The sequence below is a fragment of the Gracilibacillus massiliensis genome, assembly GCF_001458115.1.
GTDB lineage: Bacteria > Bacillota > Bacilli > Bacillales > Amphibacillaceae > Gracilibacillus > Gracilibacillus massiliensis.
Map to the genome: position 1 here is coordinate 551,518 of NZ_CZRP01000012.1, position 17,526 is coordinate 569,043.

A 17,526-nucleotide genomic window follows, 5' to 3' on the forward strand; every position below is an offset into this window, starting at 1 on the left:
GATGAAAACAAAAATGTCAAACGCAACACCTTTAGAAGATAAAGAGGTTAAGCGATATATAGCATTAAGTCAAGAAGGAGATGAAGAAGCAAGATCCTTATTGGTGGAAAAGAATATCAGGTTAGTTTGGTCTGTTGTTCAGAGGTTTATGAATAGAGGATATGACCAGGACGATTTATTTCAAATTGGTTGTATCGGTTTAATAAAATCGATAGATAAATTTGATTTAGCTTATGATGTGAAATTTTCGACGTACGCAGTTCCAATGATTATAGGAGAGATTCAACGATTTATACGAGACGATGGCACAGTTAAAGTAAGTCGCTCCTTAAAAGAAGTGGGCAATAAAATCAGACATGTTACCGACGATTTAACGAAAGAATATTCAAGAGCACCAACGATCCAGGAGATTGCAAACAAATTAGACTTATCTCCTGAGGATATTATCCATGCTCAAGAAGCAACAAAAAAACCACAATCTATCCATGAGACTGTTTATGAAAACGATGGTGATCCAATAACTTTATTAGATCAAATTGCAGATGTAAATGATAATTGGTTTGAAAAGATGACGATCGAGCAAATAATAAATGACTTAGATCAACGTGAACGGCTCATTGTTTATTTAAGATATTATAAAGACAAAACCCAAACAGAGGTAGCCAATCGTCTAGGAATTTCGCAAGTACAAGTATCACGTATCGAGAAGAAAATACTAGAAAAAATCAAAGAAGAAATAAGCAATTAAGACTATCCAATCGGGTAGTCTTTTTTAATATAAAAAACTGAAATTAATTCATAAAAAACTAAACTGCGAAGTAACTGACATAGGATTATTGGCAAAAGTATTGAGATGAGTGCTAATCCAACGCTACGGAAAAACACTCCCTTTCCGGGGGCACGGCTTCAGCTAACTTTGGAAAGAAGACCACTTCCCAAAGTGGATCTTCAGCTCGTGCTGTTTCCCCAGGAGTGTCGCGTTTTTCCTCCGCTTTGAGCAGAATTCTGTTCAAATACGATGAAATAACCTGTGGTATCAATATTCTAGCTTATACTTAATTTGTAGAAGATTATTGAAGCGTAGTCCATTTACGTAGACTCCGGCGGGAAAAGCGCGAGCTGAAGATCCCGCAGGAAAAGCGAACTTTGCTTTTCTGAGGAAGCTGAGGCCGTGCCCGCGGAAAGCGAAGTAAATAGACGGAGCTTTTGCTAGCACTCATCAAGCATTCAAAATTATCACTAATTCGCAGTTTGTGTCTAATGTGTCTAGTAATTTTTTTATGCATGTTTATGTGAAAAGTTCTCATACTAGTAATAAATATCTTATTAAAAGTTACTGGCATACATAAAAAAGTTTGCGTATAAAAAGGATGATACATATGCAGGATGAAAAGGTATATCTTCGTCTGAAGAAGAAAATATCTGTTGAATCTAATCAACTTTTACGGCTAGGTGATATTTCTTATTTAACTGGAAATATCAATTATTTAAATAAAGTAGAGAGTTTAAAAATATATCAAATCACAGAAGCAGACAAAAATGTTTCCGTGATTGATGGATTCCAGCTGTTATCTACATTAGTGGATGCTTATCCTTTTTTAACGGTTGAGTTAGTCGGAGCTAATCAAGTGATAGTGGATATTAAAAAGAATCAGAAGAAAGCTAATTTTGGTTTAATTCTGATAATCTGGTTACTTCTTTGTATTGGTTCCGCAATGGCGATCATGAATTTTCATTATGATGTCAGTATGGAAGAAGTACATCAGGGACTATATTACTTATTAACGGGAGACAAAGAAGATAAACCTCTATGGATTCAAATACCATATTCGATAGGTCTTGGTCTAGGGATGATCCTATTTTTTAATCATATTTTCAAAAAACGTTTTAATGAGGAACCGAGCCCATTAGAAGTAGAGATGTTTAATTACCAGCAAGATCTTGATAATTATTTAATTTATCATGAAAATAGTTTGAATAACCAAAATGATAATTGAACTACTGTATATTCTGGCCCAAATACTAATTGGCTTTGGTTCGGGGTTAATAGTTGGTTCAGGATTTGTAGCATTTTTAACGGTTTTAGGTATCATCCCTCGTCTCGTTCAACTAAGTAAATCCATCAATTGGATGAATTATTATCAGGCAAGCGTGATTATTGGGGCTTTATTGGGTACGTATTTAACATTCACAGACTATACAATAAAATCTTCCTATATTGTCTTGGCATTTTGGGGATTATTACATGGTGTTTTTATTGGAATGCTAGCAGCAGCACTAACTGAAGTATTAAATGTATTTCCAATTTTAATGAAAAGACTAGGTATTGATAAAGAATTACTATGGTTTTTAATGGCTATCGTAATTGGGAAAATAGTAGGTTCCCTGTTTCATTGGCTTATTTTTGTAGATATTATTTAGAGGAGGGAGTTATAAATAGTGAAAAATAAAAATGCAACCAAAATATATCCGTCTATCGAAAAAAATCAAGAGTTCCTTCAGTCAAAACTAGGCATAGGAGTATCATTTGATGTAGGTTTTCGTGAATTAGTTGTCCTTAAGAAAAAAATTCAATTATATTATGTTACAGGATTGGTCGATACAAGTTTTATTATTGAAATTATGAAAAAGTTAGTTTCAATAAATGATGACGAGAATGTACATAGCAATTTATATGATGAATTAAATAATCGTATTGTCCATCAACAAATTGAAAAAGCAAAAACAATGGATGAGGCAATTGACCAAATGTTATCTGGTCTGCTTGTAATCTTCTTGGATGGTGAATCTGAATGTTTCATTATCGACGTTCGCCATTATCCAGGTAGAGCTCCACAAGAGCCAGATACTGAAAAAGTTGTTCGAGGCTCAAGGGATGGGTACACAGAAAACATCATCGAAAATACTGCGCTAACAAGAAGGAGAATTAGAGATGAACGGTTACGACATGAAATTATCCAAGTAGGTGAACGTTCCAAAACTGATATCTGTATTTCTTATTTACAAGATGTAGCTGATCAAGGACTCGTAAAATTAATAAAAGATGAGTTAAGTCAAATAGATGTAGATGGTATTTCCATGGCAGATAAAACAGTAGAGGAATACTTAGTCCAACAAGGATTAAATCCTTATCCATTAGTTCGGTATACCGAGCGACCAGATGTTGCGTCCACACATTTATTTGAAGGTCATGTACTTGTAATGGTCGATACTTCACCGAGTATGATTATCATGCCAACTACCTATTTTCATCATGTTCAACATGCAGAAGAGTATCGCGAGGCTCCTGCCGTCGGTACTTTTGTACGATGGGTTCGTTTTATGGGGATTGCAGCATCTTTAATTTTACTACCGTTATGGTTATTACTTGTCTTAGATCCTTCCTTATTGCCTGAGAAATTACAGTTTATTGGTCCCAATGAGACAGGAAACATTCCAATAATTGTTCAAATATTGCTAGCGGATATTGGGATTGAATTTCTAAGGATGGCAGCTATTCATACGCCAACTCCTCTTTCAACTGCAATGGGTTTGATTGCTGCGGTTTTAATAGGCGAAATTGCAATTGAGGTGGGTTTGTTTAGTGCTGAGGTTATTTTATATGTCGCGATAAGTGCGATCGGGACGTTTGCCACTCCCAGTTATGAGTTAAGTGTGGCCAATAAAATGGCAAGAATATTATTAGTTATATTAACATTTGCCTTTCAAGTAAAAGGACTAGTTATTGGAATGACCGTATTTTTATTGTTATTAATCACTACTAGATCCTTACAGACTCCTTATCTATGGCCTTTAATTCCGTTTAATGACAAAGCGTTATGGCAAATATTATTTCGGGTATCGATGCCGTTATCAAAGACAAGACCCAGTATTGTTCGTCCAAAAAATAATCAAAAACAATCTTGATTTGGTAAACAAACACTTGATCTACTGAAGCGGCTGTGATAAATTAACTTTATACTTTGTAATGTTTTGTTGAAATGGGAATGATTATATCCCTTGTCCCCCCACTTTTTGTTGAAAAGGTGAGGATAAGGGATTTTTGTTTGAACAATCATTAACAGTGAAATTTGTTAAAGATAGAAGGTGAGGTCAAGAAATGTTGCATCCTTTTAATGTAAATGCTCAAGGGCATCTAACAATTGGTGGTTTAGATTCTATTGAATTAGCTAATAAATATGGCACACCCTTGTTTGTATATGATGTAGATAAAATTAGAAACAACGCCAGAGCATTTGTCAATACTTTCAGAGAGCAAGGTATAAAAGCACAAGTAGCTTATGCTAGTAAAGCTTTTTCATCTATTGCAATGATTCAAGTTGCAAAACAAGAAAATTTAAGTTTAGATGTGGTATCACAAGGAGAACTATACACAGCTCTAAAAGCTGATTTTCCTGTAGATAAAATACATATGCATGGAAACAACAAGAGCCTTGAAGAAATTGAGATGGCGGTAGAACATAATATTGGTTGTATTGTGATTGATAATTTCTATGAGATTGATTTATTAGCAAATACGTTACAAGAAGCCAAAAAAGAGATGAATGTTTTAATTAGAGTTACTCCAGGGATTGAAGCACATACACATGATTATATTTTAACAGGTAACGAGGATTCAAAATTTGGTTTTGATTTATCAAATGGACAAGCAGAAGAAGCAATACAAAAACTAATGAGTATTGATTCTATTCATGTTTTGGGTCTTCATTGTCATATCGGATCTCAAATTTTCGAAACAGATGGCTTTACGATGGCAGTAGAACGATTATTTCAAACACTTAGTGAGTGGAAAAGCAGTTTTCAATTTGAATCTGAAGTTTTGAATCTAGGTGGAGGATTTGGTATTCGTTATACGAAAGATGACGATCCGTTACCATTATCAATGTATGTTCAATCCTTAATAGATACGGTTAAGAAGCAAGTTGAATCCAAAGACATGACTTTTCCTGAAATTTGGATAGAACCTGGACGTTCGATAGTAGGGGATGCTGGCTTAACATTATATACATTGGGATCTGTTAAGGATATTCCAAATGTAAGAAAATATGTTTCAGTTGATGGTGGTATGACGGATAATTTGAGGCCTGCGCTATATCATGCAGAATATGATGCAGTAATCGCGAATAATGTTTACGGCAAGAACAAAGAAGAAGTTTCTGTAGCAGGAAAATGCTGTGAATCAGGAGATATGTTAATATGGGATATAGAATTACCTATTGTTAAGAATAATGACATTTTAGCCGTTTTCTCAACAGGTGCATATGGTTATTCGATGTCTAATCATTACAACCGATTTCCTAAGGCGGCAGTCGTGTTTGTAGAAAATGGACAAGATAAACTAGTAATAAAACGAGAATCGTTTGAAGACATGGTCCAAAATGACCTGTCCTACGAATAGGAGGAAAAAATAATGAAACAAGCTGTAATTGAATTTGAAAATGGTGAAAAAATTGAAATTGAATTATATGATGAAGCTGCTCCAAAAACAGTAGAGAACTTTGAAAAATTAGCAAATGACAAATTTTATGATGGTGTAATTTTCCACCGGGTTATTCCTGGCTTTGTTGCACAAGGTGGAGATCCTACTGGAACCGGAATGGGAGGACCTGGCTATACCATTAAATGCGAAACAGAAGGAAATCCTCATAAACATGTGGCAGGATCATTATCTATGGCACATGCTGGTAAGGATACGGGAGGAAGTCAGTTTTTCTTAGTACATGAAGCCCAGCCACATCTTGATGGGGTTCATACTGTTTTTGGTCAAATTACAGAAGGTTTGGATACGATGCTTCGTATACGCCAAGGAGATACGATGAAGTCTATACGTGTTACTGAAGTGTAAACCTATTGCTGTAATGGCATATCTAAATAAAGATTGACATCACTATGGGAATATACTATTGTAAACGTAAGGTATGAGACGTAAAAAGACTCAAAGGAACGATATGAATGCGTAAAAAAAATAGTATACTCTTTTTAGTTTTATTGGTGTTGGCAATTGTATGGGGTTGTTATTATTGGTTCGAGATTGTATTATCATCCTAGTTTTTGGAAAGAATATATAAGTAGTAACTACTTTTGGATGAAAACATAACATATTCTATATATGATTGTTATTAATAATGAGGGGTTCAATATGTTAATTCGTTTTAAAAAAAGGTTTGAAAAAATTGCAATGGGTTTACTTTCTTTCATGCCAGATGAAAAAGAAGTTAAAAAACTGCAAGATACCATTAATGAGTATGAATCAAATGATAAATGGCAACTATTTTTATGGAAGCATGAAGAAGATGTTTTAGGTGCTATTGGTGTTTATTTAGATGAGGGCTCACAAACCGCAGTAGTGCAACATATTACAGTAAATCCTTCCCACCGAAACATGGGTATTGGAAAAGATATGGTCAATGCACTAAAAAATCATTACGGTACATCATATGAGGTGATTCCGAATGATTTAACGGATAAGTTCCTGCAAAAATGTTTGAAGAATTCAAACGAGTGAAAAAGAACCTTTGCTAATCAAAACTAGCAAAGGTTCTTTTAAATAATACAACATCTACTTCAAACAATAACAATTTACATGTAAAAGGTAAAAGCAGACACAAACTGCGAAGTAATGAAAACTTCTTCATGTAAAGGATAATGATGAGTGGATTACCAGCGCTACGGAAAAACACTCCCTTTCCGGGGGCACGGCCTCAGCTAACTTTGAAAAGAAAGACACTTTTCAAAGTGGATCTTCAGCTCGTGCTGTTCCCCCAGGAGTGTCGCATTTTTCCTCCGCTTTGTAGAGATCTCTGTTCAATTAAGATGAAATAAGCTATCATATCAAAATTCTAGCAATTACTTTATTTGCAGAACATTACTAAAGCGTAGTCCATTTACGTAGACTCTTGCGGGAACAGCGTCTTCCGAAGACCCCGCAGGAAAAGCGCTCTTTGCTTTTCTGAGGAGGCTGAGGTGACGCCCGGCAGCATAGAAAACACTACGAAAGCTTTGCTTGAGTAGATGTTGCACTTGTGCCCTTGGGTGAAAGCGAAGAAAATGGACGGAGCTTTTGCATTCCACTCATTTATATTTCAAAGTGAGCAGTACAGTTACTTCGCAGTTTAGTTTAATATATTGATATGATAATAAAAAGCTTATCGCCATTTGACGATAAGCTAGGATTTTATTTCTAGAACCAAGCTGCACCTACGATGATTAGTAAAATAAACAAAACAACAATTAACGCAAATCCACCGCTATAAGAATAGCTCATTTTTACAACCTCCTGTTGAGTTAAATATAATCAATTTAAAATTGATCTTTCTAGATTAATGTATGCATCTTCGCTTAAAGGGTATAGGCACTTATAACAGATAGCCTATAAATCTGAATATTTATTTGGAGGAACCGGTATGCCAGACCATTATCAAGTTAAATTAGAAACCTTTGAAGGGCCATTAGATTTGTTGCTGCATTTAATCAACAAATATGAAATTGATATTTATGATATTCCTGTGTCAGAAATAACTTCACAATATATGGCCTATATTCATACCATGCAACAATTGGAACTTAATATTGCCAGTGAATATTTAGTGATGGCAGCCACCTTACTCGAAATCAAAAGTAAATTACTTTTGCCGAATCCGACTGTTGAAATTGAAGAAGAATATGAAGAAGATCCACGGGAAGAACTGATGCGCAGACTTATTGAATATCGTAAATATAAGGAAGCTGCTGAGCATTTGAAAGAAAGAGAAATGGAACAAAGTCAAGTACATACTCGTCCTCCTATGCAAATAAGCGAACAAGAAACTCAGGAACTGCCAGCAGGCGCAGCTAATATATATGATATGATAGAAGCAATTGGAAAAGTGATGGAAAGAAGAAAGTGGAACAGACCAATGGAAACATCTGTAAAACGCCAGGAAGTATCTATTGATCAACGAATGGGTGAGATAATGGAAAAAATAAAGGATATTGAACAACCCATTTCGTTTTATCAACTATTCCCTAATAAAACTCGAACCTATATCGTAGCGACATTTATAGCTATACTAGAATTAATGAAGCAAAAGCGAATTAATTGTAAACAAGAAAGCAACTTAGATGAACTAATGGTTTATCGTTATGACGTTTAACATTGATGGAGGTTAATAAGGTGGATATTAATGATATAAAAGCAATCATGGAAGGTTTAATATTTGCTTCAGGAGATGAAGGTATACATAAGAAAGACCTGCGTAAAGTATTAGATCTAGATAAAGATATGGCGAACCATCTATTAGATGAGTTGAAATTTGAATATGAACATGCGAAAAGAGGTTTCATGTTAATGGAATCCCAACAGGTACTCTTTCTAACCACGAAACCTGAACATAGTGAATATTTCACAAAATTTAGAGAAACCAAAGTTCATACTAAACTGTCACAAGCAGCTTTAGAAACATTAGCCATCATTGCTTACCTACAACCAATCACTAGAACCGAAATCGAACAGATTAGAGGAGTAAAGAGTGAAAGACCGTTACAAACTTTGGTAGCTAGAGCATTGATTGAAGAAATTGGCAGAAAAGAAGGTGTAGGCAGACCAATACTATTTGGGACCACAGTAGAATTTTTAACTTATTTTGGATTAAGTTCGATTAAGGATTTACCACCACTCCCAGAAGATATAAATGAAATCGAGGTAGAAGAAGAAGCAGACTTATTTTTTAGTCGATTACAAGATATTAATAATTAACTCCGTAGTTTAAAAGCTACGGGGTTTTTACATTTTTGGCATATGCATAGCCTGTCTGCATACAATGATACAAACGTAGTTGTCATGTGAGAAGAGGTGTGTCATGCGGAAAATTATTTACTTTATATGTATTTTAATAGGCATTAATTTGTATTCACCTGCTGTAAAAGCCAGTGTTCAAGTGTCTGCTGAAAGTGCTATTTTAATGGATCAAGAAACAGGTAGAGTTTTATTTGAAAAAGATGCTAATTCCCCAACTCTTATTGCTAGTATTACAAAGATAATGACTGCCATTATTGCAATAGAATCCGGAAAATTAAAGGATAAGGTGAAAATTAGTGATAAAGCAACATTAACCGAAGGGTCCTCGATTTACTTAAATCAAGATGATGTTATCACTTTAGAAGAGTTAGTTTACGGCTTAATGTTACGTTCGGGAAATGATGCTGCGGTAGCTATAAGTGAACATATCGGTGGTAGTGAAGAAGGTTTCGCTTATTTGATGAATGATAAAGCAAGATGGGTTGGAATGACAAATAGTCACTTTGATAATCCACATGGACTTGATTCAGACAGTCATTATTCAAGTGCATATGATATGGCACTTCTAACAAAATATGCAATGGATCATCCAGTTTTTCGTGAAATATCGTCTACTTCCTCGTATAAAGCTAAATCTAGAGATTATCCTTGGATAAACAAAAACAAATTATTAACCCATTTATATAAATACAGTAATGGAGGGAAAACCGGCTATACACGTGCAGCAGGAAGAACCTTAGTGTCAACTGCTGAAAAAAATGGACAAACATTGATTGTTGTCACTTTAAACGCGGCAAATGATTGGCAAGATCATATTCAATTATTCGAGTGGGGATTTGAAGAATTTCCACTCCATAAAATCCAAGAACCAGCCACATTCACATTACCCGCACCTAATCAAGACGCAGAAGTGATTGAAGCAAGTATTAAAGAAGAAGTATACTATCCCTTAACTAAAGAAGAAATAGAACAAGTACATCAAAAAAATTATATGGTAAAAGAACCTTTATCATTTCAACGAATTGGTAAACGAGCATTTTATTTGGATGGTAAATTAATCATAGACGCTGCCATCTATCAATCTTCTCCTTCTGTAGATGAAAGCCCAGGTTTTTGGAACAATTTTTGGCAACAGATGAAGCGATTCATCGGTGATACTAGTGATTAATGTAATATGGGCAGTAATGGCAATCATCGGCATTGTTTATGCGATGTTTAATGGCACTATGGAACAAGTTAATGAAGCGTTATTTAGGGGTGCTAATGATGCAGTGACACTTGTGATTAGTTTGACTAGTGTACTTGTCTTTTGGTTGGGAATGATGAGAATTGCGGAACAAGCTGGAATATTACGAGGTTTCGCGAAAGTTTCTAAGCCAGTGGTTAAACGATTGTTTCCAGAAATTCCTGCAAATCATCCGGCGATGGGTTATATTCTTGCTAATTTTTCCGCGAATTTATTTGGGTTAGGCAATGCGGCCACACCAATGGGTATAAAAGCTATGGAAGAAATGAAAAAAATTAGTCAGTCTGATCGTGCAAGTAATTCTATGATAACCTTTTTAGTCATCAATACCTCAAGTATTACGCTGGTTCCGACCACTGTGATTGCGATTCGAATGGAATATAATTCTATTGCGCCAACAGAGATTGTTGCAAGTACAATTGTTGCTACCGTAATTACTACAATTGCAGCCATTACAGTGGATCGTTTGCTAAGAAAAAGCAGAAAATAATTTTTTACAGAAAGGAGCATCTAATATGGTAGAGTGGATGACAATCATAAGTATATGGTTGGTTCCAATAACGATAATGATGATATTACTCATTGCTATCATAAAAAAAGTTCCAGCATATGAGGTATTCGTGGAAGGAGGGAAAGAAGGCTTAAAAATGTCTATTTCTCTTCTTCCTTTTTTATTAGGAATGTTAGTAGCTATAGCAATTCTTAGAAGTTCAGGTGCTTTAGATGCATTTATTTCAATTCTACAACCACTATTATCCAAGGTAGGATTTCCAGCTGAAATTGCCCCTTTGGCCATTTTAAGACCGATTTCAGGTACTGCAGCCCTAAGTGTTACCTCTGAAATCATTAAAATGTACGGTCCAGATTCATTTCTGGGGCGATTAGCATCTACCATGCAAGGAAGTACAGATACAACACTGTATATATTAACCGTCTATTTTGGGGCGGTGGGTATAAAAAAAATGGGTGATGCACTAAAAGTTGGACTGATTGCCGATTTTATTGGTATAATGGTCTCAGTAATGATTGTTACGTGGTTATTTATGTAGTAGCGTTTGTAGAGCGCTACTCCTTTTCATGTATAGGAAAAAATGGATATGGACATCAATGTTAACATAAAGTGAGCGCCGTAATAAATTTTGAGAGAAAGTGTGAGAATATGGAACGTTTACAAAAAGTGATCGCTAAAAGTGGGATCACGTCGAGAAGAAAAGCAGAAAAATTAATTGAAAAAGGTTTGGTTGAGGTTAACGGTAAGATAGTAACCGAATTAGGAACAAAAGTTTCAGAACAGGATGAAGTGAAAGTAGAAGGAGTTCCAATCGAAAAAGAAAAACCGCTTTATTTCCTTTTTTATAAACCACGTGGTGTAATCACGAGTGTTAGTGATAACAAAAATAGAAAAACGGTTATTGATTATTTTCAAGAATACCGGGAACGAATCTATCCAGTGGGTAGACTTGATTATGATACCTCTGGTTTATTGATAATGACAAACGATGGCGACTTTACTAACTTATTATTACATCCAAGTCATGAATTCAACAAAGAATATGTGATAAAGACGGAAGGTATTCCATCAAAAGAAAAATTACAACTATTTAAAAAGGGGATTCGTTCGGAAGGTGACCTTTTAAAAGCGAAATATGTGAAAACAATGTCTATTGATCCCAAAAAGAAAACAGCTATTATTAAACTGATCTTACACCAAGGAAAAAATAGACAGATTAGACGAATGTTTGAAGCTATTGGGACACCGGTACAAAAACTGAAAAGAGAAAGATTTGGATTTTTAACATTAGACGGGCTAATGCCGGGAGAACATCGTGAATTAACACCACAGGAAATTGCCGAATTAAAAAAAATGGCAAAATAATTGTTAAACAACTGTCACAATTTTTGATCATTGTAAATGATACAATGATCAGAGGGAGTGAGTTTTTATGGATAAAATCGAAAAAGCGAAACACACAAAGAAAAATAAAAAGAGAAATCGCTTAATATTTCGCTCTTCTATATTAATAGTATTATTTGCTGCATTATTATTTGCTGTAGTTTCCAACATTACGGCTGAAGAAGATGCCAATGTAGACATTGGGGATCAGGCACCGGATTTTCAATTAAAACAAGTAGCAACTAATAATGAAGCAGCTTTGAGATTATCAGATTTTGAAGGAAAAGGTGTCATGCTTAACTTTTGGGCTACGTATTGCGAACCATGTGAACGTGAAATGCCGTATATGGAGCAACTATATCCTGAATATAAGGAAAAAGGAGTAGAGATTGTAGCAATCAGTGTTGATGCCACCGAAATTGTTATAGATAACTTTGTAGATCAATATAATTTATCGTTTCCTATTCTTCATGACAAAAATAGTCAAGTATTGGATGCGTATGGCATTCGCCCATTACCTACAACCTATTTTATTGATGAAAATGGAGTGGTAGTTGAAAGGGTATTAGGAGAATTAACACTAGAAAGACTCGAAGGTTATTTAAAACAGATAGAACCGAATTGATGGTGAGGGGTTTGAATGAACACAATAACATGTAATACATGTGGTCATCTTAATAAAGAAGGCACCACCATTTGCGAAAAATGTGGAAATCCGTTAGATAATGACCAACAAGGTAAATTGTTAAATATGCGTTATGATGGAAGTTCGATTCGTTCTAAAACAAAAAATCGTTCAATCATCGATAAAATATGGAATTTTTTCTCCTCTGTTAAAATAGGGGTTTCGTTAATTGCGATTGCCCTGATCGCTTCAGCTTTAGGTACTATTTATCCGCAAGAAATGTATATACCGCGATCAGTGGATCCATCCGTACATTACCGTGACCAATATGGAATTACGGGGCAAATTTTCTATCAGCTCGGCTTTCATAACTTATATGGTTCATGGTGGTATATGATTTTAATCGCTTTAATAGGTATATCTATTTTTATTGTCAGTATTGATCGAGGGGTACCTCTTTATAAAGCATTGAAACATCAAGCTATAAAACGACATCCTAATTTTCTAAGAAGACAAAAATTGTTTGCGGAATATCCAAATTACTCTGAGGACGAAAAAAACATATTAATCAATAAATTAGAGAAAAACCGTTATAAGATTTCCAAGAAGGATGGCCATATTCTAGCTGAGAAAGGTAGATTCTCAAGGTGGGGACCATATGTAAATCACTTAGGACTTATTATTTTCTTATTAGGAACGATATTCCGCTTTGTGCCATTTATGTATGTAGATGATTATTTATGGGTACGAGAAGGTGAAACGGCGGTAATACCAAGTACAAACCAAGAATACTACATAGAAAATCAAGAATTTATCTTTGAAACATATGGTGAAGATGAAGAAGATGCTGTATTTGAAGAAGCTTTACAAAATAATGGTGGTCCTGTTCCGAAACATTTTGAGACAAAAGCTATCATATATCAAGATGTATCAGAGGACATTGTTGGAACTGAGGCAGAACTAGAAGAAGTAAAGCGGGGCGAAATAATTGTTAATGAACCATTGAAAATTAATGATTTAGCACTCTATCAAGATAGCTATCAACTAAGTGAATTTGAGAGTATGTCCTTCAAATTACATGAAACAACAGATGAGGAAGAAGAGGCTATTGTAGAATTCACAGTTGATTTAACGGATCCTAAGCGTGAGTATCAGTTCGAAAACGGCTACCGCATCGAGTTAAATAAATATTATCCAGAATATGAATTAGATGATGGACAACCTAGATCAATTTCGAATTATCCTCGAAATCCAGGTTTTGTATTTTTTGTTTATGGACCAGATATAGAAGAACAAGAAGCGAGCTTTTTGGCAATTGGCCAAAATATACCGTCAGGTGATAATCAATATAAAATTGGTTTGACTGATTTTAGTGTCAGGGATGTAAGTGGCTTAAAAGTACGAAAAGATTTGACATTACCTATATTAGGACTAGGTGCGTTTATTTTCATGATTGGTGTTATTCAAGGAATGTATTGGCAACACCGGAGAATTTGGATCCATCAAAGTGACGAAAAGCTTTTAATCGCTTGTCATACAAACAAAAACTGGTATGGACTAACAAAAGAATTTGAAAAAGTAATTGATGGAACGTCCTTTAAAATGGTAGAAGATCAAGAAAATAATCAAAAACAGGACTAAAAAAGGTGATGGAAGGAGGAGAAAGCGATGGATTATATTACACTTAGTGGTGGATTATTATATACAGCGTTTGTGATTTATTTAATAGCGATTGTCTTTTTTGCAGCAACTATTAGAGATAAACGGAAAGAGAAACAGTTTACACTTGTTAACAAACTAGCTATCGGTACAACCATTCTAGGATTTGTTGCTCAAGTAGGTTATTTTATCACAAGATGGATTGCAAGTGGTCACGCTCCTGTAAGTAACATGTTTGAATTTGTTACGTTTTTCGGGATGATGCTTGTGTTCGCTTTTATCATTTTGTATTTGATATATCGGATTGAACTACTGGGATTATTCGCTTTACCGATAGCTTTGTTAATTATTGCTTATGCAAGTATGTATCCTAGAGAAATATCACCATTGGTTCCTTCACTCAAGAGCCATTGGTTGTATATTCACGTGACAACTGTTGCTTTAGGAGAAGCTATATTAGCTGTTAGTTTCGTAGCAGGTATCATTTATCTAATTCGTCAAATCGATCAAACCAAATCAACAGCGAAAACAAAATGGTTAGAGGTTATTATGTATTCCGTATGTGCAACAATTGGATTTGTGCTTATTACGAGTATATTTTCGACAATGGATTATAATGCTTCCTTTTCTTATTCCGTAGACGGTAATGAATCGACATTAGATTATCATTTACCTGCGATTTTTGGACCTGGTGATGGTGAATTATTAACAGAAAATAGAATGGATGCTATGCTTCCGACTCCTGATTGGATGCATGGTGCTGAAGCCCCCCGTAAATTAAATACATTAGTTTGGTCTTTATTAATTGGGTTAGGATTATATTTAATAACGAGACTAATATTGCGTAAACGAATTGCAGCAGCGATACAACCAATATTGAAAAAGGCTAATCCAGAATTATTAGATGAAGTTTGTTATCGAGCAGTAGCGATTGGTTTTCCGGTCTTTACATTAGGTGGTCTGATTTTTGCAGCGATTTGGGCACAAGAGGCATGGAATCGATATTGGGGTTGGGATCCAAAAGAAGTTTGGGCGTTAATTACGTTTTTCTTCTATGCTATATTTTTACACCTTCGACTATCAAAAGGGTGGCATGGAGAACGTTCAGCCTGGTTAGCAGTTGTCGGTTTTGCTATTATTATGTTTAATTTAATTGTAGTCAATTTAGTTTTAGCAGGATTGCATTCATACGCATAAAATGTATTAGTTTTTTAAAATAGAAGTACAAGAGATAATTGTCTCTTGTGCTTTTTATAGATATACTATAGTAAGAGATAGGGGGGAGAAGGGTGGAAAATGAAATAAAAAAAATATTAGTAGTAGATGATGAAGAACGTATTAGACGATTACTAAAAATGTATTTAGAGCGTGAAGGTTACCAAATTGATGAAGCTGCAGATGGTGAAGAAGGCTTACAACACGCTTTAAAAGAAGATTATGAAGTAATCTTACTGGATTTAATGATGCCAGGCAAAGATGGATTGGAAGTATGTAAAGATTTACGAGCAAAAAAATCAACTCCTGTCATTATGCTTACCGCTAAAGGTGAGGAATTAAGTAGAATTCATGGATTTGAAGCTGGCACAGATGATTATATCGTCAAACCTTTTAGTCCTAGAGAAGTTGTCTTACGAGTAAAAGCATTATTAAGAAGGTCGAATAGTTCGACGATCATGAATTCTTCCAACAGGTCAAAGGATATGATCGAATTCCCACACCTTGTGATCGATAATGATGCACATCGTGTTTTAGCTGATAATAAAGAAGTAAATTTAACACCTAAAGAATATGAGCTATTACTCTTTTTGGCTAAATCACCTGACAAGGTATTTGAGAGAGAAGAATTATTGAAAGAAGTCTGGAAATATGAATTCTTTGGTGATCTAAGAACGGTTGACACCCATGTTAAAAGACTTCGAGAAAAGCTAAGCAAAGTCTCAGAAGATGCAGCGAAAATGATTGTAACCGTATGGGGCGTAGGCTACAAGTTTGAAATATCGCAAACATAAAAAATGAATTATGTTTAATGGTGACATTCTTAATAGGGAATCTGGTGAAAGTCCAGAACTGTCCTCGCAACTGTAAGTGCAGACGAAATAGCTGAAATCACTGTACGGAACACGTATGGGAAGAGGCTAAAGTAGAAGTAAAGCACAAGTCAGGAGACCTGCCATTATTCATCTATATTCATGCTTCGAGGATTAAGCATGTGGTCTAGGTGTATACAGCAATACATACTAATACATAGCTTTTATCCTCAACTATTTTATATTGAGGAGAATAAAAAAATGAAAAAAATAACACAATTATTATCTATTATTATCTTAGCTATATTATTAGCTGGATGTGGAGAAGATGAAGCTACAACAGAAGAAGTAAGTGTACAACTTACAATTACAGATCAAATCAGTGATACTACGATTAGTGATGAAAATATTACGGTAGAATCAGAAACAACTCTTTTAACTGTATTAGAAGACAATTATGATGTAGAAGTATCAGAAGAAGGTTTTTTGACTGCGATCGAAGGACATCAACAAAATATGGAAGAAAATCATTACTGGATGTATGAAATAAATGGTGAGATGGCAAATGTAGGAATTGCTGATTATCAAGTGAAGGATGAAGATCATATTACATTTGATTTGAAAAAAACTGAATAATCCAATGAATACGTATAAACTAACATTAATTTCATTACTGGCAGCAATATGTGTTATTGGGAGAATCGGTTTTCAATTTCTACCAAATGTTCAACCAGTGACAGCGATTATTATCATTGCGAGTGCTATGCTAGGAGTTTTGCCCGGAATTCTTATTGCCATTATAAGTACCTATCTTACGAATCTCTTTTTAGGAATGGGGATATGGACGATATGGCAAATGATAGCATGGGCGGTTATTGCTTTATTATCAGGTTTACTAGGTAAATATGAAAAATTTAATAACATAATATCGTTTATTATATTTTCAATAGCAGCAGCATATATTTATGGGCTAATTGTAAATATTAGCTCGTTTACCTATGCAGGAAATTTTTTCGCGTATTATTTAGCAGGCGTTCCATTTGATACGATGCATGCCATTGGTAATGGTGCTTTTATGCTTATATTATACCCGATCCTAGTTAGACTATTTCGACATCATAAGAGATAGGGTTAAACTTTTGTGTCCGTGAGAAATATATCAATTAACACTACCACAGTATCTATTACTGTGGTATTTTAGTTTTGTGGGCAAAATGAACACAGAGTAATGACCTTACTTTTTGAATATGTAATCCATTTTATTTTGTAACTTTTTAAAAAGGTGTTCGACAAATATTA

Annotated in this window: 20 protein-coding genes and 1 riboswitch; of the genes, 19 read left to right on the forward strand and 1 reads right to left on the reverse strand. The window is 34.8% G+C overall.

What is annotated here, in order from left to right:
- Nucleotide 1: 1 nt before the first annotated feature.
- From sigF to BN3107_RS10285, 7 genes are all read left to right on the forward strand, one after another.
- The gene (sigF, locus tag BN3107_RS10255) at nucleotides 2-748 is read left to right on the forward strand and encodes an RNA polymerase sporulation sigma factor SigF (protein WP_148434705.1); all 747 of its coding nucleotides are present in this window, start codon (nucleotides 2-4) and stop codon (nucleotides 746-748) included.
- A gap of 631 nt (nucleotides 749-1,379) precedes the next feature.
- Nucleotides 1,380-1,997 carry a stage V sporulation protein AA gene (locus tag BN3107_RS10260; protein ID WP_058307529.1) on the forward strand — a complete coding sequence of 206 codons (618 nt, stop codon included), beginning with the start codon at nucleotides 1,380-1,382 and terminating at the stop codon, nucleotides 1,995-1,997.
- Nucleotides 1,987-2,421 (forward strand): stage V sporulation protein AB, encoded by a 435-nt coding sequence (locus BN3107_RS10265; protein ID WP_058307530.1) that lies wholly within the window; start codon nucleotides 1,987-1,989, stop codon nucleotides 2,419-2,421. The genes BN3107_RS10260 and BN3107_RS10265 overlap by 11 nt, the downstream gene beginning before the upstream one ends.
- 18 nt (nucleotides 2,422-2,439) lie before the next feature.
- On the forward strand, nucleotides 2,440-3,906 hold the full coding sequence (locus tag BN3107_RS10270) for a spore germination protein (protein ID WP_058307531.1): 1,467 nt from the start codon (nucleotides 2,440-2,442) through the stop codon (nucleotides 3,904-3,906).
- Nucleotides 3,907-4,099: 193 nt separating this feature from the next.
- On the forward strand, nucleotides 4,100-5,398 hold the full coding sequence (gene lysA, locus BN3107_RS10275; RefSeq protein ID WP_058307532.1) for a diaminopimelate decarboxylase: 1,299 nt from the start codon (nucleotides 4,100-4,102) through the stop codon (nucleotides 5,396-5,398).
- Between the two features lie 12 nt (nucleotides 5,399-5,410).
- Nucleotides 5,411-5,845, forward strand: coding sequence for a peptidylprolyl isomerase (locus BN3107_RS10280; RefSeq protein WP_058307533.1), 435 nt, complete (start codon nucleotides 5,411-5,413; stop codon nucleotides 5,843-5,845).
- Between the two features lie 294 nt (nucleotides 5,846-6,139).
- Nucleotides 6,140-6,505 carry a GNAT family N-acetyltransferase gene (locus tag BN3107_RS10285; protein WP_058307534.1) on the forward strand — a complete coding sequence of 122 codons (366 nt, stop codon included), beginning with the start codon at nucleotides 6,140-6,142 and terminating at the stop codon, nucleotides 6,503-6,505.
- Between the two features lie 675 nt (nucleotides 6,506-7,180).
- Here the strand turns inward: BN3107_RS10285 and BN3107_RS10290 are convergent.
- On the reverse strand, nucleotides 7,181-7,264 hold the full coding sequence (locus BN3107_RS10290) for a YjcZ family sporulation protein (RefSeq protein ID WP_058307535.1): 84 nt from the start codon (nucleotides 7,262-7,264) through the stop codon (nucleotides 7,181-7,183).
- 139 nt (nucleotides 7,265-7,403) lie between these two features.
- Between BN3107_RS10290 and BN3107_RS10295 the strand changes: the two genes are divergently transcribed.
- From BN3107_RS10295 to BN3107_RS10350, 12 genes are all read left to right on the forward strand, one after another.
- Nucleotides 7,404-8,132, forward strand: coding sequence for a segregation/condensation protein A (locus tag BN3107_RS10295; RefSeq protein WP_058307536.1), 729 nt, complete (start codon nucleotides 7,404-7,406; stop codon nucleotides 8,130-8,132).
- Nucleotides 8,133-8,152: 20 nt separating this feature from the next.
- Complete coding sequence (scpB, locus tag BN3107_RS10300) at nucleotides 8,153-8,734, forward strand: SMC-Scp complex subunit ScpB (protein ID WP_058307537.1); 582 nt, start codon at nucleotides 8,153-8,155, stop codon at nucleotides 8,732-8,734.
- Nucleotides 8,735-8,837: 103 nt separating this feature from the next.
- On the forward strand, nucleotides 8,838-9,944 hold the full coding sequence (locus BN3107_RS10305; protein ID WP_058307538.1) for a D-alanyl-D-alanine carboxypeptidase family protein: 1,107 nt from the start codon (nucleotides 8,838-8,840) through the stop codon (nucleotides 9,942-9,944).
- Nucleotides 9,937-10,512 (forward strand): nucleoside recognition domain-containing protein, encoded by a 576-nt coding sequence (locus BN3107_RS10310; protein ID WP_058307539.1) that lies wholly within the window; start codon nucleotides 9,937-9,939, stop codon nucleotides 10,510-10,512. The genes BN3107_RS10305 and BN3107_RS10310 overlap by 8 nt, the downstream gene beginning before the upstream one ends.
- A gap of 25 nt (nucleotides 10,513-10,537) precedes the next feature.
- The gene (locus BN3107_RS10315) at nucleotides 10,538-11,071 is read left to right on the forward strand and encodes a spore maturation protein (protein ID WP_058307540.1); all 534 of its coding nucleotides are present in this window, start codon (nucleotides 10,538-10,540) and stop codon (nucleotides 11,069-11,071) included.
- A gap of 110 nt (nucleotides 11,072-11,181) precedes the next feature.
- A complete protein-coding gene (locus BN3107_RS10320; protein ID WP_058307541.1) occupies nucleotides 11,182-11,898 on the forward strand; it encodes a pseudouridine synthase in 717 nt (238 codons plus the stop codon).
- A gap of 67 nt (nucleotides 11,899-11,965) precedes the next feature.
- Complete coding sequence (gene resA, locus BN3107_RS10325) at nucleotides 11,966-12,541, forward strand: thiol-disulfide oxidoreductase ResA (protein WP_058307542.1); 576 nt, start codon at nucleotides 11,966-11,968, stop codon at nucleotides 12,539-12,541.
- Between the two features lie 15 nt (nucleotides 12,542-12,556).
- The gene (locus BN3107_RS10330; protein WP_058307543.1) at nucleotides 12,557-14,182 is read left to right on the forward strand and encodes a cytochrome c biogenesis protein ResB; all 1,626 of its coding nucleotides are present in this window, start codon (nucleotides 12,557-12,559) and stop codon (nucleotides 14,180-14,182) included.
- A 27-nt stretch (nucleotides 14,183-14,209) separates the two neighbouring features.
- A complete protein-coding gene (gene ccsB, locus BN3107_RS10335; protein WP_058307544.1) occupies nucleotides 14,210-15,397 on the forward strand; it encodes a c-type cytochrome biogenesis protein CcsB in 1,188 nt (395 codons plus the stop codon).
- 92 nt (nucleotides 15,398-15,489) lie between these two features.
- Nucleotides 15,490-16,209 (forward strand): response regulator transcription factor, encoded by a 720-nt coding sequence (locus BN3107_RS10340; RefSeq protein WP_058307545.1) that lies wholly within the window; start codon nucleotides 15,490-15,492, stop codon nucleotides 16,207-16,209.
- Nucleotide 16,210: 1 nt separating this feature from the next.
- A riboswitch (cobalamin riboswitch) is annotated at nucleotides 16,211-16,389 on the forward strand.
- Between the two features lie 99 nt (nucleotides 16,390-16,488).
- Complete coding sequence (locus BN3107_RS10345; protein WP_058307546.1) at nucleotides 16,489-16,863, forward strand: DUF4430 domain-containing protein; 375 nt, start codon at nucleotides 16,489-16,491, stop codon at nucleotides 16,861-16,863.
- A gap of 4 nt (nucleotides 16,864-16,867) precedes the next feature.
- Nucleotides 16,868-17,356, forward strand: a complete 489-nt coding sequence (locus BN3107_RS10350) for an ECF transporter S component (RefSeq protein WP_058307547.1) — start codon at nucleotides 16,868-16,870, stop codon at nucleotides 17,354-17,356.
- The last annotated feature ends 170 nt before the right edge of the window (nucleotides 17,357-17,526 follow it).